A 15,447-nucleotide genomic window follows, 5' to 3' on the forward strand; every position below is an offset into this window, starting at 1 on the left:
GTCGAACCAGTCGGCCACTTCGTCGGCGTCGTCGTCGGGTGTGCCCGCGGCGCCGTCGTCGCTGGGCTCGTAGCGGAAGACGCCGTCCTCGCCCTGGGTGCCGAAGTTGCGGGCGAACCCTTCCAGGGCCTTGCCGAAGTCGCTGGGCACCATCCACACCTTGTTGGCGTCACCCTTCGCCACCAGCGGCAGCGTCTGCATGTACTGGTAGGCGAGCAGCTCCGGGGTCGGTTTGCCGGATTTGATGGCGGCGAAGACCTTTTCGATAGCCTTCGCCTGGCCCTGAGCCTGCAGGTAGGCGGCCGCGCGTTCACCCTGGGCGCGCAGGATCCGGCTCTGCCGCTCACCTTCGGCGGACAGGATGGCCGACTGCTTGGAACCTTCGGCCGCGAGGATCTGCGACTGCTTGGCACCCTCGGCCGTCTTGATCTGCGCCTCGCGATTACCCTCCGCGGTGAGGATCATCGCGCGCTTCTCACGGTCGGCCTTCATCTGCTTCTCCATCGATTCCTGAATCGACGGCGGCGGATCGATGGCCTTCAATTCCACTCGTGCCACCCGCAGGCCCCAGCGGCCGGTCGCCTCGTCGAGGACGCCGCGCAGCTGCGAGTTGATCTGGTCCCGGGAGGTCAGCGTCTCCTCCAGGGTCATGCCGCCGACCACGTTGCGCAGGGTGGTGATGGTCAGCTGCTCGACCGCGGCGATGTAGTTGCTGATCTCGTACACCGCGGCCTGCGGGCTGGTGACCTGGAAATACACCACCGAGTCGATCTGCACGGTGAGGTTGTCCTGGGTGATCACCGGCTGCGGCGGGAACGACACGACCCGTTCGCGCAGGTCGACCTTCGCGCGGATCCGGTCGGCGAACGGGACCAGGAATGTCAACTGGCCCGATACGGTGCGCGAATATCTGCCCAGCCGCTCGATCACCGCGGCCTCGGCCTGCGGTACCAGCGCGATCGACTTGAAGACCACCACCGCGACCAGCACCACGATGACGATCGCGACGATCAGTACAGCCATTACGGCCCCTTCCAGACGACGGCGTGCGCGCCGTCGATCTTCATGACGTAGACGGTCTCACCCTCGGCATATTCATCGGCCGGGTCGAACGGGCGTGCGCTCCACACTTCGCCACCGATCTTCACCTGACCGCTGTTCTCGTTCACCGCCTCCAGCACCTTCGCCGTCTTCCCCGGCAACGCATCGACATTGGTCGGCGTGGGCGGTGGAGTTGCGAAGCGGCGCAACAACATCGGGCGAACGACGAACAGCAGCCCGATGGCGGAGATCGCGAACACCACGGCATCGATCACCACCGACGTCTGCGCGATCCCGGCAACGCCCGCGGTGATCAACGCCGCGCCGCCCAACATGAGCAGCGTGAAGTCACCGGTGAGCATCTCGGCTGCGGCGAGCAGAATTCCCGCGACCAGCCATACGATTGCGGCCACGCGTCAACCGTACCGTGCCTGTCCTTTTTTCCGCGCCTTTACCGGGACGAGTCGAGCGGAAACACGCCGGTCACCGGTCCAGATCCGGTGAGTGCGAGCCTTCGTCGGCCGGACCGCACCGCCGGTCGGGGCCTCGCCTCCCGCCGAACGGCAAGGGGAACAGGTAGTTTCGGCCGGGTGAGTGCGCGCGACTACGGTGACATCTATTCCGGACACGCTCGAACCCGCAAGCGCGCGGTACCGCAGGTGGTGGCCGAACGCGACCTCGTCGCCGAGGACGCCGCCAGCGGATTCTGCGGCGCCGTGGTCGGTTTCGAGCGCACCTACGACGGCGACTTCGTCAAACTCGAGGACCGCGGCGGCCGGGTCCGACTGTTCGCCTTGCGTGAGGCGGCGTTCCTGATCGACGGCCAGCCGGTGACGCTGGTGCGGCCGAAGGCGACCGCGCCGGCCGCACCCACCCGGTCCGCGTCGGGGTCCACCCGCGTGGAGGGGCTGCGCGCCCGCGTCGCGCGCGCCAGCCGGATCTGGGTCGAGGGCGTGCACGACGCGGCGCTGGTGGAACGCGTCTGGGGACACGATCTGCGTGTGGAGGGCGTCGTCGTGGAGCATCTGGAAGGCCTCGACCATCTGGCCGCGCGCCTGACCGACTTCGGGCCGGAACCCGGCCGCCGGGTCGGAGTGCTGGTCGACCACCTGGTCACCGGCTCCAAGGAGACGAATCTGACCACAGGACTCGGCCCGCACGTCCTGGTGACCGGTCATCCCTACATCGATATCTGGCAGGCGGTGCGACCGCAGGCCGTCGGCATCGAGGCCTGGCCGCAGGTGCCGCGCGGCGAGGACTGGAAGACCGGGGTCTGCCGCCGTCTCGGCTGGGGCACCCCGTCGGAGGGCTGGCGGCGGGTCTACAACGCCGTCGACAGCTTCCGCGATCTGGAAGCGCCGCTGCTGGGCGCGGTGGAACAGCTCATCGATTTCGTCACCGAACCGGAGTGAGGACGCCGGTTCGCCGTAGGTCCGCCGATTCACAGGTGCCGTGGTTACGCTGGCCGGTATGACGCCGCTGCAGCGCTATATCGCAGAGGAGATCGGCACCGACCATGCCGAGGGCCTGCTGAGCCGCCGTGAGGCGCTGCGACGGTTGAGCCTGCTCGGGCTCGGCACCCCGGCCGCGGTGGCCCTGCTGGCCGCCTGCGCGCAGCGGTCCGGCACCTCGGCGGGGACCACGAAACCGACCGCGCCGGCGAGTTCCGCGCCACCGCCGGGCACCGCTACCGCGGTCCAGCCGAGCGCGATCACCTTCCCCGGCCCCGACGGCCGCACCCTGCAGGCCGCGTGGGCCGCCGCGGCGCAACCCCGGGGCGGAGTCCTGGTGATCCACGAGAACAAGGGTCTCACCGATCACATCCGTTCCGTCACCGGACGTTTCGCCGGCATCGGCTATTCCGCGCTCGCGGTGGATCTGCTCTCCGAGGAGGGCGGTACCGCCACCTTCACCGACCCGGCCGCCGCCACCGCGGCTCTGGGCAAGGCGCCGCAGGATCGTTTCCTCGCCGATCTGCAGTCCGGTGTGGCGGAACTGGGGCGCCGGGTGCCGGGAAAGAAGCTGGGCGCCACGGGTTTCTGTTTCGGCGGCGGTCTCACCTGGCTGCTGCTCACCCACGGCACCCGCGAGCTGGCCGCGGCCACGCCGTTCTACGGCCCGTACCCCGAGGGCGGTGAGATCACCACCGCGAGTGCGGTCCTGGCCGTGTACGGCGCGCTCGACAAGCGCGTCGACGCCACCCGCCCCGCGGCCGAGGCGGCGTTGAACCGAGCCGGCGTGCCGCACGAGATCTTCGTCGCCGACGATGCCAATCACGCGTTCTTCAACGACACCGGCCCGAACTACCAGCCCACCGCGGCCGCCGCCGCCTGGCAGCGCGTCACCGACTGGTACGCGCAGTATCTCGGGTGAGACGCGCCGGCGCGATCCGGCTCGCGGTGCTCGTGGCGGGTGGCGTCGCGGTGGCCGCGGCGGCGACCGGGAGCACGGTGCGTCCGCCGCTGTTCGAACCGGCCGCCGTGCGAGCGACCGCCCCGATGGGGTGGAATTCCTGGGATTCCGGAATAGCGCTGACCGAGCAGTCGGTACGCGAGACGATCGACGCGATGGTGTCGGACGGGATGCGCGATGCCGGCTATCGCTACGTCGACCTCGACGCGGGCTGGACTGCCCCGCAACGGGATTCGTCGGGCGATATCGTCGCGGATCCGGTCCGGTTCCCGCACGGCATCGCCGCGGTGGCCGCCTACGCCCACGAACACGGCATGTACCTGGGTCTGTATTCCAGTCCCTTCAACGAGATCTGCGGACAGACCCCGGCGACCGCGAGCCGCGGCCACGAACTGCAGGATGCGCGGCGATTCGCCGACTGGGGTGTCGACCTGCTCAAATACGACTGGTGCCGGACCGACGCGAATCACGACGAGCAGGTTCGTGACTTCGCCCGGATGCGTGACGCGCTGCGATCGACCGGTCGCGGCATCGTCTACATGATCAATCCGAACAGCTCCGCCGACGCCTGCGCCGGCGTCGAGTACGACTGGTCGGGCGTCGCCGATTCGGCCCGCAGCTCCGACGATCTGATCCCGATGTGGCGCAACACCTTTCCCGAACCCGATATCGGCGGATTCGACACCACGTCGGTCCGCGGTGTCGCCGACGAGGCCGACGCCGCGCTCCGCGCCCGGTCCAGCCGTCCCGGATACTGGCCCGACCCGGACATGCTGGTCGTCGGACAGTCGATGTCGCAATTCCTCGGCGCTCATCTGGACGGCCTGCCCGGAACCGCCGTGCGGCGGTCGGCACTGAGTGCCGACGAGACCGCCTATCTGGCCCGCCGGTTGGGGATCTCCCCGGAAACGCTGGCGCTGCTGCGCAATCCACGCACCCTCTCGCCGACCGAGGAGCAGGCGCATCTGTCGCTGTGGGCGATGCTGTCCGCACCGCTCATCGCGGGAAACGATGTCCGCACGATGAGCGAGCCCACACGCGCCCTGCTCACCGACGCCGGTGTCATCGCCATCGACCAGGATCCCCGGGTGGCCCCCGCGGTGCTGCTCCCCCGCGATCACCGGATTCTCACCAAACCCCTGTCCGACGGTTCGGTCGCCGTGGCGCTGCTGAACCCCGGTGACCAGCCACTCACCCTCGCGACCAGCGCCCCCGAAGCCGGTCTCGCACAGGCACGGTCGTACACCGTGCACGACATCTGGGCCGCGACGACGACGGTGACCGACGGCCCCATCGTCGCGCCCGACATTCCCGCCCACGGCGTGGTGCTGCTGAGGATCACTACCGCCGCTTGATGTTCCAAGGCCGACCGCACACGGGTTCACCTGAAACTCCTTGCCGGCTACGAGATGCGCCGGACGATTCCATCGGCTGCCGACTGTTCGATGGCAGTGAGGAGCCGGTGGTGCCGCAGGGCGGTCTCGAAACTGGGATGTGGTTGTCTGGCTTCGGTGATGGCCCGAGCGACCTCCTGGTAGAACGCTGCGACATTGGCCGGCGGGCCGGACCGGATGCCGGCCGGGACGGTGCGATAGGTGTCGGGAACAGGCAGGATCTCGTCGCCGATCCGGATGTCCCAGTCGCCCCAGTGGATGAATGTCCCGGGCTGGGTCGGTGTGGCGGTCAATGTTTCGTCGCTGCCGACGAACTCGAGGCGGAAGCCGTACCGGGCGGGGCCGTTGCCGCCGTGCACGGCGACCGATGCGGTGGCGCCGCCGGCCAGCAGTCCGTGCAGCAGCACGTGGCTGGGCGTGGCGTTGGGCACCGTCTGCTCCGTCCCGGCGATGAGCACGCGGTCGTGCGTGCGGGGCAGCCGTGCGGAGACTTCGGTCAGTCGGCCCGCGACACATTCGAGTGTGGCCAGGAAGTGACCGGCCATGATGGTGAGGATGTCGGTGCCCTCCGAAGGGTCGAGCCCGAACACGAGGCTCGGCCATATTCGACTGCCGCCCCAGGGCGCGCCCTCCGCCACCAGGGCGACCGATTCGAGCGCACCGATCCGGTCGGCGGCCAGCAGGTCGGCGACGAAGCGGGCGCTCGGGGAATGGTGGCCCTGCAGGACGACCGCGTGGACGACGCCGGCGTCGGTGGCGGCCTCGGTCAGCTCGCCCGCTTCGTCGGCGTCGATGCCCAGCGGCCACTCGGACACGACGTGCTTACCGGCGGCGAGCGCTGCCCTGATCACGGCAGCGTGCGCGGATGCCTTCACCGAGACGACGACCACGTCGACCTCGGGGTGCGCGACGAGTTCGCCCGCGTCGGCGAAGGCGAGCCGTACGCCATGAGCGGCCGCCGCCCGGTCCGCGCTGACCTGGTTGGTGGTCGCGACCGCGGTCACCTCGAACTCCTCGAGCGCTGTGAGCGCGGGCAGGTGCGAGTTACCCGCCCAACCGCTGGCCCCGACAACTCCGACTCGGATCATGAATTCCACCCTCTAGTTATGTACCTTTCGGTAAGAAAGTAGAGGCTGCCACGCCCACAGGCAAGAGGTAATGTACCGATAGGTAAAGAATATGGAGAGGACACCGGAGGATCGCATGCCCGGCGGACGCCCACGCTCGTTCGACACAGACACCGCACTCGACCGCGCAGTAGAGGCGTTCTGGCGCAACGGCTTCGAAGCCACCTCACTGGCCGACCTGACCACGGCGATGGGCATCAACAAGCCCAGCCTCTATGCCGCCTTCGGTAACAAGGAGGAACTGTTCGGCAAGGTCCTCGCACGCTACCTCGACGGCCCCGGCGCCTACGCGGCCGCCGCGCTCAACGCGCCTACCGGCCGCGAGGTCGTGGAGCGACTGATCCACGGAGCCGTCGACCTGACAGCAGGCGACAGCACGCCCCGTGGTTGCTTGTGCGTCAAGACCGTTCAAGCCTGCGCGCCCGACGCGCACACCGCACACCAGGACGCCGTCACGGTACGCAAAGCGGGCGAGGCGGCCCTACGCAGACGGCTCGAGCAGGCCAGTGACCTGCCCTCCCATCACAATCCCGCCGCCCTGGCCGCACTCGTCCACACCATCTCCGACGGCATCGCCGTCCAGGCCGCGGCCGGGCGCAGCCGCGACGAGTTGCGACAGGTCGCCGACTCGGCGCTGCGCGCCCTCTTGGACGACGACACGTAGATCCCCCACGACGAGCGGGTTTCCGCTGCGCACACCATCACGCAGCCCCAGTGCGGTCGAAACCGATTCGTGCACAGTTACTTCCGCGCGGCGGGGTTGCCGGCGGCCGGGCCGTCCGCGCCGTCCCACGGCCGAGGGCGGGTGCGGGAGAGGTCGAGTTGCGGTTCGCCGCCGAGATACGTACGCAGCAGCACGGCCGCTCGCTGTCGCCACGCACGATCCACACTCGTGCCGCGATCGGCGACGATGTCGGCGAGCCGGGCGCGGAAACGCCGCTCGCTCATGCCGAAACGCACGAGGATCTCCTCGTCGGGTGGCCCGCCGTAGGGCAGCCACAGTACGGCGAAATCGATGATTGCCTGTTCTTCGTCGGTCATCGTTCACTCACGGAAATTGACGGGCCCCGCCGCATGGCTGCGGGGCGGTCGGACTTTGCGGTACCTGTCAAAGTGTAATATTGTCCAGACAGGTGTCCACCTCCGTGGCGCCGAGAATCTCAGCCACTTCCTCCGTACCGGAGGGGAAGAAACGACACGCTATGGCGACAACACCGCACAGCCCGTTCGACGTCGCGAGTACCCGGACCCTGATCGAACCGGAAATCCGGCGGCGCATTCGCGCGGCGACCGGCTCCGACGTCGACCCGGAGCGCATGAAGGCACTGGAGGCCGTCTACCTGGGGACAGTGCTGACCGCGAGCATGGGCTACTCACTGCACAGCGGCACCTGCTCGGTCGAACATGTCGCGACGCGGATCATCTATCGATGACGTCCGCCCCGGCTCCGGACAGGTTGCGCGTCCGCAGCCACGGTGATCAGCGATCCGGTTCCGGATCGCCCAATCGTGCGCGGATCGCGCCCCACGGGTCGGCGAATGTCCGCGAGCCGTCGCGGTACGGCGACAACCGCCTGAGATACCAGCGCATCACCGGACCGAACGGGCGGGCGATGAACCGCCATCTTCCTGTCCTGGAACGGATTTCGGCGAGCATATCCGGGAAGGAGTGATGCTGGAAGCGCAGCACTTCCTGGGCGCGCCCGGTATCCATCCAGTCGGTGGCGAACCAGTCCGCATCGCTGTCCGGGTCCCCGTCCAGTCCCCGCGGGATGGCCCCCGGCAATCCGGAGGCGGCGGCGATCGAGGCGCCGATATCGTTCTGACGCAGCCGATGTGACGCGTCGCCGCCGATGAGGAAGACCTCACGGACGGACGGCGTGACGGTCGCGGCCGTGAACGCGGCGGCCACATCGCGCACGTCGACCGTATTGATTCGCCCGTCGGCCGGCAGCGCCGCCTCGAAGGTGAGCATGTCCGCGTCCAGGCCGAGCATCGGCTCGACGGTGAGTACGCCGCCGAGCCGCAGGATCACCCACTCCAGTTGCGACGCCCGCACCAGCTGTTCGGCCTCCGCCTTGTGCGCGCCGTACAGATCCGTCGGCCGCACCGGGGTGCCCGGCGTGAGCGGTCCGCCGGGCCGATACGGATTGCGGGGGCCGTAGACCGCGATACTCGACGCGAGCACGAACCGCGGCGGCGCGGTGAGCTCGGCCGCGGCGTCGAGCAGCGTGGCGGTGGCCTCCACGTTGACGGCGCGAGCGAGGCCGCGGCGCTGGTAACAGACCGGCGGGATGATCGCGGCGAGATGGACGATCGCGCTCGGGCGCACCGATCGCACCAGCTCGCGAACCTGTTGCGGCACGGTCAGATCCGCCCACCGCACCTCCACGCCGGCAGCGGTGAACTCCCGCGCGGCGCGGCGGTTGGCCGGGATGTCGAGGTCGGTGGCGACCACGCGGGACCCGCGTGCGGCGAGGGTGCGCACCAGCGCGGTGCCGACCAGCCCGAACGCACCGGTAACGAGTATCGGTCCCGAAGTCATTCCGCCACAACGCTTCCCGCGATCAGTGGCAGGTCGAGGGCGGTGCGGATTCCGGCGGGGGCGCCGACCACCGCGGGGATGGCATTGACGATCCGGCCCGCGGCGGCCACGATCGCCGCGTGATTGTGGTCGCCGTGGCGGCTGGTGGGACAGATGTCGACGGTATAGGAGGGTTCGCCGACGATCTCGACCCGGTAGGACCCGCCCGGCTGGGCCGGCTGCGGCCAATCGGGGCGCAGGTCGCCCCGCAACCGGGTGGTGTGTTCGATGACGATGACCGGGCGGCCCTTCACCATCCCGCGAATCTCGAACCGCAGTGCCGCGACCGACCCTTCGGGCACATGCCCGGCCGCGATGTCGAAGCTTTCCGGCGCCGGTTCCCGTTCGTAGGTTTCGGTGATCTCATCGACGGTGATGCCCAGCCCCGCCTCGAGTTGCCGGATCGTCGTGCCCCAGGCCATGCCGAGCACCCCGGGCTGCAGCAGCATCGGCACCTCGTCGAGGGGTTTGCCGAATCCCATCACGTCGAACATGACCGTCGCACCGTCGTAGGTGGCGTAGTCGGCGATCTCCGAACACCGCACCTGTTCGATATTGCGGCAGGTGCCGGCGAAGGCGAGCGGAATCAGATCGTTGGCGAAGCCGGGATCGATGCCGGTGATGAAGATGCTCGCATCACTCTCGCGCGCGGCCGCCTCGATGGTGGCGAAGAACTTGTCCGGCAACACCTTCCACGGATATTGCAGGAGTCCGGGGGCGGATCCGACGAGATCGACGCCGGCGGCCAGGATGCGGCGGCAGTCCTCCAGCGCTTCCAGCAGCCGGGTATCGCCCATCGCGCAGTAGACCGCGCAGTCCGGGCGCAGGGCGAGCAACTCCGCCAGGTCACCGGTCGCGCGGATGCCGGTGCTGACATCCAGGCCGGCCAGTTCGCCGGCGTCCTTGCCGACCTTCTCCTTCGTCGAGACGCACACGCCGACCAGTTCGAAGCGCGGGTCCTCGATCAAACCGGCCAGTGCGAGCCGGCCGACATTGCCGGTGCCGATGTGCACGACGCGGATGGGCATTCGTTTCTCCTCGGGTCGCCGCGGCACCGCATGCGGTCGGCGTCGCCGCCGTATCGGCGGGTGACCGGCAAGCCGCATTCGGACAAGTGTCTGGACAGTACTACGACCTCTCGCCGACCGACAACAGATCACCCGCGCGAACAGCGGTCGGAGCTCTGGAACAGTGTCTAGAACATGTTCCAGTTTGCATGGTAGCGTCACCGGCATGGGACGTGTAGACGGCAAAATTGCACTCATCAGCGGGGGCTCGCGAGGTATGGGTGCGGCCCATGCGCGGCTGCTCGTCGCCGAAGGCGCCAAGGTCGTGATCGGTGACATCCTCGACGACGAAGGTAAGGCTCTGGCCGGCGAACTCGGTGACGCCGCGCGTTTCGTGCACCTCGACGTGACCGCCCCCGAGGACTGGGCGGCGGCGGTGTCCACGGCGGTCGGCGAATTCGGCAAACTCGACGTGCTGGTCAACAACGCGGGCATCGTCAACGGCAATTCGCTGCGCAAGTTCGAACTGGAACAGTGGCGCCGCATCCTCGACGTGAACCTGACCGGAACGTTTCTCGGCATGCAGGCCGCGGTCGATCCGATGATCGCCGCCGGCGGCGGATCCATCGTCAACGTCTCCTCCATCGAGGGACTGCGGGGCGCGCCGTGGCCCACGGCTACGTCGCCTCCAAATGGGGCGTGCGCGGCCTGGCGAAGTCGGCCGCATTGGAGTTGGCGCAGCACAACATTCGCGTGAATTCGCTGCATCCCGGGCTGATCCGCACGCCCATGACCGCCACCATTCCCGACGATCTCGTGACGATTCCGCTGGGCCGTCCGGCTCAGCCCGAAGAGGTGGCGACCTTCGTGCTGTTCCTGGCGAGCGACGAATCCTCGTACGCGACGGGCTCGGAATTCGTCGTGGACGGCGGCTTGGTGACCGCGGTACCGCACAAGACCTCCTGACCCCGCACGACTTCCCCTCCAGGAGCACAGACATGCCCGAAACAGGAACCAGCACAATCGATCCCGCGACCCTGCTGCGGCTGCCGACCCACAACGGACACGCCCTGCTCGCCGGGCTGCGACGTCATCGGCGCGAGCCGGTCATGACCCTCGGCGACACCGTCCTCACCGGCGCCGACGTCATCGACGCCATCAGCCGCTACATCGCCGCGTTCGCCGCCCACGAGGTCGGGCTCGGCACTCCGAGCGCACTGCTCGCCCTCAACCGCCCCGAGGTGCTGTTCATCCTCGGCGCCGGCCAGATCGCCGGACATCGGCGCACCGCACTGCATCCGATGGGCGGCCTCGACGACCACGTGCACGTGCTGACCGATGCCGGCATCACGAATCTGGTCATCGATCCGCAGCCGGCGTTCGTGCGGCGGGCGCGCGAACTCGCCGACCGGGTGCCCGAGCTGAAGCGGATCCTCGTCCTCGGCCCGGTCCCGGAGGAACTGGCCGACATCGGCGTCGACTTGATCTCCGCCGCAGCGGAATTCACTCCGGAACCGATCGAAGCGGTCGATATCCCACCGGATTTCGTCGTCTCGATCAGCTACACCGGCGGCACCACCGGAAAGCCCAAGGGCGTCATCGGCACCGCCGGCACCATGGCGACCATGACCCAGATCCAGCTCTCGGAATGGGAATGGCCGCAGCGCCCGCGATTCCTGATCTGCACACCGCTGTCGCATGCGGGCGCCGCGTTCTTCCTGCCCGTGGTGCTGCAGGGCGGGCAATGCGTGGTACTTCCGCGATTCGACGCCGGTGAGGTGCTGCGCGCCATCGAGGAACACCGCATCTCCGCGACCATGCTGGTGCCGTCGATGCTGTACGCGCTGCTCGACCATCCCGATATCGACTCGCGCGATCTGTCGTCGCTGGAAACGATCTACTACGGCGCCTCCTCGATCGATCCGAAACGCCTGACGCAGGCGATCGCCCGGTTCGGCCCCATCTTCGCCCAGTACTACGGCCAGTCCGAGGCGCCCATGGTGATCAGCTATCTGGGCAAGGACGAGCACGACGAGGCGCGGCTGACCTCGTGCGGCCGGCCGTCGGCGGCGCTGCGCACCGGGTTGATCGGCACGGACGGACAGCGGGTGGCGCCGGGCGAGGTCGGCGAGATCTGCGTATCCGGGCCACTGCTGGCCGGCGGTTACCTGAACCTGCCGGAGGTCACCGCGGAGACCTTCCGCGACGGCTGGCTGCACACCGGAGATCTCGCGCGCGAGGATCCCGACGGCTTCTGGCATATCGTCGGGCGCAGCAAGGACATGATCGTCACCGGCGGCTTCAACGTCTTTCCCCGGGAGGTGGAGGATGTCATCGCCGCCGACGCCCGCGTCCAGGGCGTTGCCGTCGTCGGTGTCGCCGATCCGCGCTGGGGTGAGGCCGTGACCGCCGCGGTCGTCTTCGATCCGGCCACCGCCGCCGATCCCGACGCGGTGGCCGCGGCGATCGATGACATCCAGCAGGATGTCAAGCGCCGCAAGGGTTCGGTCCAAGCTCCGAAACACGTCATCGTGGTCGATGCGCTGCCGTTGACGGGACTCGGCAAGGTCGACAAGAAGGCCGTTCAGGTCCTCGTCACCGCCGAACTCGATCGGTAGGTAGTCACCCGGCCTTACGAGCGGCCCCCGCGCCCCGGCTCCCCCACGACATCGGCGAGATGTCGTGCGCCGGTGGCGATCTCGGTCGCCTCCGCCATCCCCAACCGGAATTCGTGGTCGGCGGCAGGCGCGGGGCCCTCGTGATGACTGATTCCCGCCGCGCCGATGACGTAGTGCAATGCCGTGTCGCCGATGTGCACGGTCACCGTCCCCGTGGGCACGACGTCGGCGATCGCGCGGCCCAGCGGCAGCGCGAACCAGTGCGCGCGCACCGCGTCGGTGGCGCGACGCTGCCCCAGTAGCGGCGCCCCCCATTCCGAGAGTGCCTGCAGCACAGGCCGAAGCGCCGCGCCGGTGGGTGTGAGCTCGTAGACGGCGGCTGCCGAACGCGACCCCACCCTGCGGTGCGTGAGGATGCCGTCGCGTTCCAGATCCTTCAGCCGGGCCGCCAGTATATCGGTGCTGATGCCCGGAAGGTCGGCGAACAGATCGCTGTATCGCCGTGGCCCCGAGCACAATTCGCGAACCACCAGCAGATTCCAGCGGTCGCCGACGACTTCGAGCGCGCGGCTGACCGGACAGTAGTGGTCATAGGTTCGGCGTGGCACATCCCCACCCTATCCCAGCACTTGGAAAATCCAAGCACAAACTTGGAATAACCAAGTACAGTAGGCGGCCTACACGCCGGAAGGGGATGTTCATGCAGGTCAACCAGTCCAGCAAACTCATGGGGGTCTCGTACGAGATCCGCGGTCCGGTCGCCGAACAGGCCGCGCGACTGGAAGCCGAGGGCCATCACGTCGTCAAACTCAACACCGGCAATCCACTGCCCTTCGGCTTCGAGGCCCCCGCCGAGATCCTGCAGGACATCGTCCGGACGCTGCCGGTCTCGAGCGGCTACTCATCCTCGAAAGGCCTGTTGCCGGCGCGGCGCGCGGTGGTCCAGTACTACCAGACCCTCGGGGTCACCGACATCGACGTCGAGGACGTCTTTCTCGGTAACGGCGTCTCCGAACTGATCATGATGGCGCTCACCGCGCTCCTGGAGACCGGTGACGAAGTTCTCGTTCCCGCACCGGATTTCCCGCTCTGGACGGCGGCGACAACCCTCAACGGCGGCCGGGCGGTGCACTACATCTGCGACGAGGGCGCCGACTGGTATCCGGACCCGGCCGATATCGCCGCCAAGATCACCGACCGCACCCGCGCCCTCGTGCTCATCAACCCGAACAACCCCACCGGCGCCGTCTACCCGCCCGAGGTACTGCGGCCGATCCTCGACATCGCTCGCCGTCACAACCTGGTCGTCTTCGCCGACGAGATCTACGACAAGATCTACTACGACGGACTCACCCACACCTCGATCGCCGCGCTGGCGCCCGACCTGCTGTGCCTGACCTTCTCGGGATTGTCCAAGTCCTATCGGTGCGCGGGTCTGCGCTCCGGCTGGCTGGTCGTTTCCGGTCCCACCGGCCACGCGGAGAGCTACCTCGAGGGTCTCACCATGCTCGCGGGACTGCGACTGTGCGCGAATGTGCCGGGGCAGCAAGCGATTCAGGCCGCATTGGGCGGGCATCAGAGCATCTACGACCTGACGCTGCCGGGCGGGCGCCTGCGCGAACAGCGCGACCGCGCGTGGGAGGCGCTCACCGCGATCCCGGGCATCACCTGCGTGAAACCCAAGGGCGCCCTGTACGCGTTCCCGCGCATCGATCCCCGCGTCTACGCCATTCGCGACGACGAACAATTCGTCCTTGACCTTCTCCTGCAGGAAAAGCTGCATATCGTGCAGGGCACCGGTTTCAACTGGCCCACACCCGACCATTTCCGGATCACGACCCTGCCGCACGCCGACGAACTCGAATCCATCATCGAGCGCATCGGCCGCTTCTTGTCCACCTACCGGCAATAGCCGCGTTCGATGCCTGACGGACGAACCGGCCACCGGCGGCCGGACCGTCCACCACGCCTGACCGGGGCGCCCGACGGTGTACCGCCTCTTTCTCCACTAACCCACCTCCGAACCCCTCCGCCCGGTACCATTTATGGGCGCACAGGGTGTGACCAGCCAGTATCCGGATGCCGTTCGCGAACCGGACGAGTGGCCGTCGCACGGCAGTCCCTATCGACTCTCGGCGGTTCGTGCCAGCAGCGGTTCGTGCGAACTCGAGAGTTTTCAGCAGGCATCGAGGCCGCACCCGACGACCACGAATGGACATGTGCGGGGGCGGCCCCGGACCGGATCGACGACGATCCGATGACTCTCCGTCCGGAGGTGGATGGTGGCCGAGAAATTCGAAGGACATATCGCGCTCGATATCCGTGATTCCGTCGCCGACTGGAAGCCGTTCGCGGAACCGACCGCACCGCGCGGCGCACCCAATGTGCTGTATCTGGTGTGGGACGACATCGGAATCGCCACCTGGGACTGCTACGGCGGGCTGGTGGAGATGCCGAATATGCAGCGAATCGCCGACCGCGGAATCCAATTCACCCAGTTCCACACGACCGCGCTGTGTTCCCCGACTCGCGCCTCCCTGCTCACCGGACGGAATCCGACGTCCGTCGGAATGGCGACCATCGAAGAGTTCACCGACGGCTTCCCGAGTATGAGCGGCCGGATTCCCGACGACACCGCCCTGTGTTCGGAGGTTCTCACCGAACGCGGATGGAACACCTACGCCGTCGGCAAATGGCATATGACGCCGCTCGAGGAGAACAATCTGGCGGCGTCTAAACGTCATTGGCCGCTGGGGCGCGGATTCGAACGGTTCTACGGATTCCTCGGCGGCGAAGCCGACCAGTGGTATCCCAACCTCGTCTACGACAACCACCCGATCACACCGCCGTACTCGCCGGAGGACGGATATCACCTGTCGAAAGACCTGGCGGACAAGTCGATCGAGTTCATCCGCGACGCGAAGGTCATCGCCCCGGACAAACCGTGGTTCATGTACCTGTGCCCGGGATGCGGTCACGCGCCCCATCATGTCCCGCGCGAATGGGCGGACAAATACCGCGGCCGATTCGATATGGGATATGAGAAATACCGCGAGATCGTGCTGGAGAACCAGAAGCGCATGGGGCTGATCCCGGAGGACACCGAACTGTCTCCGATGAACCCGTACGCGGACGCCACCGGAAGCAACGGTGAACCCTGGCCGCTGCAGGACACGGTGCGGGCGTGGGATTCGCTGTCCGAGGACGAGAAACGGCTGTTCCGACGCCAGGCGGAGGTCTTCGCCGGTTTCCTGTCCTACACCGA

The 15,447-nt window shown here is 67.9% G+C and carries 15 protein-coding genes and 1 pseudogene; 9 read left to right on the forward strand and 7 right to left on the reverse strand.

Features of this window, described 5'->3' with window-relative positions; genetic code table 11:
* Together RJ03_RS14160 and RJ03_RS14165 are read right to left on the reverse strand one after the other, a co-directional pair.
* The coding region (locus RJ03_RS14160) for an SPFH domain-containing protein (protein WP_036502264.1) at positions 1-1,023 on the reverse strand (1,023 nt) is incomplete at its 3' end.
* Complete coding sequence (locus RJ03_RS14165) at positions 1,023-1,454, reverse strand: NfeD family protein (RefSeq protein ID WP_036502267.1); 432 nt, start codon at positions 1,452-1,454, stop codon at positions 1,023-1,025. The genes RJ03_RS14160 and RJ03_RS14165, both read right to left, overlap by 1 nt.
* Before the next feature lie 177 nt (positions 1,455-1,631).
* Here RJ03_RS14165 and RJ03_RS14170 point away from each other — a divergent pair, with 177 nt between their 5' ends.
* From RJ03_RS14170 to RJ03_RS14180, 3 genes are read left to right on the forward strand one after another with little or no spacing between them, the layout of a single operon-like run.
* The gene (locus RJ03_RS14170; RefSeq protein WP_036502269.1) at positions 1,632-2,453 is read left to right on the forward strand and encodes a DUF3097 domain-containing protein; all 822 of its coding nucleotides are present in this window, start codon (positions 1,632-1,634) and stop codon (positions 2,451-2,453) included.
* A 58-nt stretch (positions 2,454-2,511) separates the two neighbouring features.
* Positions 2,512-3,414, forward strand: a complete 903-nt coding sequence (locus tag RJ03_RS14175) for a dienelactone hydrolase family protein (protein WP_036502272.1) — start codon at positions 2,512-2,514, stop codon at positions 3,412-3,414.
* Positions 3,411-4,808 carry a glycoside hydrolase family 27 protein gene (locus tag RJ03_RS14180; RefSeq protein WP_051024678.1) on the forward strand — a complete coding sequence of 466 codons (1,398 nt, stop codon included), beginning with the start codon at positions 3,411-3,413 and terminating at the stop codon, positions 4,806-4,808. The genes RJ03_RS14175 and RJ03_RS14180 overlap by 4 nt, the downstream gene beginning before the upstream one ends.
* A 47-nt stretch (positions 4,809-4,855) precedes the next feature.
* On the opposite strand, the gene RJ03_RS14185 is transcribed toward RJ03_RS14180, so the two are convergent.
* Complete coding sequence (locus RJ03_RS14185; protein ID WP_083870818.1) at positions 4,856-5,935, reverse strand: Gfo/Idh/MocA family protein; 1,080 nt, start codon at positions 5,933-5,935, stop codon at positions 4,856-4,858.
* 91 nt (positions 5,936-6,026) lie between these two features.
* Between RJ03_RS14185 and RJ03_RS14190 the strand changes: the two genes are divergently transcribed.
* Positions 6,027-6,638, forward strand: a complete 612-nt coding sequence (locus RJ03_RS14190) for a TetR/AcrR family transcriptional regulator (protein WP_232329157.1) — start codon at positions 6,027-6,029, stop codon at positions 6,636-6,638.
* A 77-nt stretch (positions 6,639-6,715) separates the two neighbouring features.
* On the opposite strand, the gene RJ03_RS14195 is transcribed toward RJ03_RS14190, so the two are convergent.
* Entirely contained in the window at positions 6,716-7,015 is a 300-nt protein-coding gene (locus RJ03_RS14195; protein WP_036502275.1) for a hypothetical protein, read from the reverse strand.
* Positions 7,016-7,176: 161 nt separating this feature from the next.
* Here RJ03_RS14195 and RJ03_RS14200 point away from each other — a divergent pair, with 161 nt between their 5' ends.
* Complete coding sequence (locus tag RJ03_RS14200) at positions 7,177-7,407, forward strand: hypothetical protein (protein WP_036502278.1); 231 nt, start codon at positions 7,177-7,179, stop codon at positions 7,405-7,407.
* 46 nt (positions 7,408-7,453) lie between these two features.
* On the opposite strand, the gene RJ03_RS14205 is transcribed toward RJ03_RS14200, so the two are convergent.
* The gene (locus RJ03_RS14205) at positions 7,454-8,518 is read right to left on the reverse strand and encodes an NAD-dependent epimerase/dehydratase family protein (RefSeq protein WP_036502280.1); all 1,065 of its coding nucleotides are present in this window, start codon (positions 8,516-8,518) and stop codon (positions 7,454-7,456) included.
* Positions 8,515-9,585, reverse strand: coding sequence for an NAD(P)H-dependent amine dehydrogenase family protein (locus RJ03_RS14210; RefSeq protein WP_036502283.1), 1,071 nt, complete (start codon positions 9,583-9,585; stop codon positions 8,515-8,517). Before RJ03_RS14210 ends, RJ03_RS14205 begins: the two co-directional genes overlap by 4 nt.
* A gap of 205 nt (positions 9,586-9,790) precedes the next feature.
* On the opposite strand from RJ03_RS14210, the pseudogene RJ03_RS14215 reads away from it, so the two are divergent.
* Both RJ03_RS14215 and fadD8 read left to right on the forward strand, forming a co-directional pair.
* Positions 9,791-10,530: pseudogene (locus RJ03_RS14215) on the forward strand (glucose 1-dehydrogenase).
* A 32-nt stretch (positions 10,531-10,562) separates the two neighbouring features.
* Positions 10,563-12,182 (forward strand): fatty-acid--CoA ligase FadD8, encoded by a 1,620-nt coding sequence (gene fadD8 / locus RJ03_RS14220; RefSeq protein WP_051024679.1) that lies wholly within the window; start codon positions 10,563-10,565, stop codon positions 12,180-12,182.
* A gap of 14 nt (positions 12,183-12,196) precedes the next feature.
* On the opposite strand, the gene RJ03_RS14225 is transcribed toward fadD8, so the two are convergent.
* Positions 12,197-12,790 carry a winged helix-turn-helix transcriptional regulator gene (locus tag RJ03_RS14225; protein WP_036502286.1) on the reverse strand — a complete coding sequence of 198 codons (594 nt, stop codon included), beginning with the start codon at positions 12,788-12,790 and terminating at the stop codon, positions 12,197-12,199.
* A gap of 86 nt (positions 12,791-12,876) precedes the next feature.
* On the opposite strand from RJ03_RS14225, the gene RJ03_RS14230 reads away from it, so the two are divergent.
* Positions 12,877-14,094 carry a pyridoxal phosphate-dependent aminotransferase gene (locus RJ03_RS14230; protein WP_371507065.1) on the forward strand — a complete coding sequence of 406 codons (1,218 nt, stop codon included), beginning with the start codon at positions 12,877-12,879 and terminating at the stop codon, positions 14,092-14,094.
* A 367-nt stretch (positions 14,095-14,461) separates the two neighbouring features.
* The coding region (locus RJ03_RS14235; protein WP_036502289.1) for a sulfatase-like hydrolase/transferase at positions 14,462-15,447 on the forward strand (986 nt) is incomplete at its 3' end.

Origin of the sequence: Nocardia aobensis NBRC 100429 (genome assembly GCF_000308375.1) — a bacterium.
GTDB classification, from domain to species: domain Bacteria; phylum Actinomycetota; class Actinomycetes; order Mycobacteriales; family Mycobacteriaceae; genus Nocardia; species Nocardia aobensis.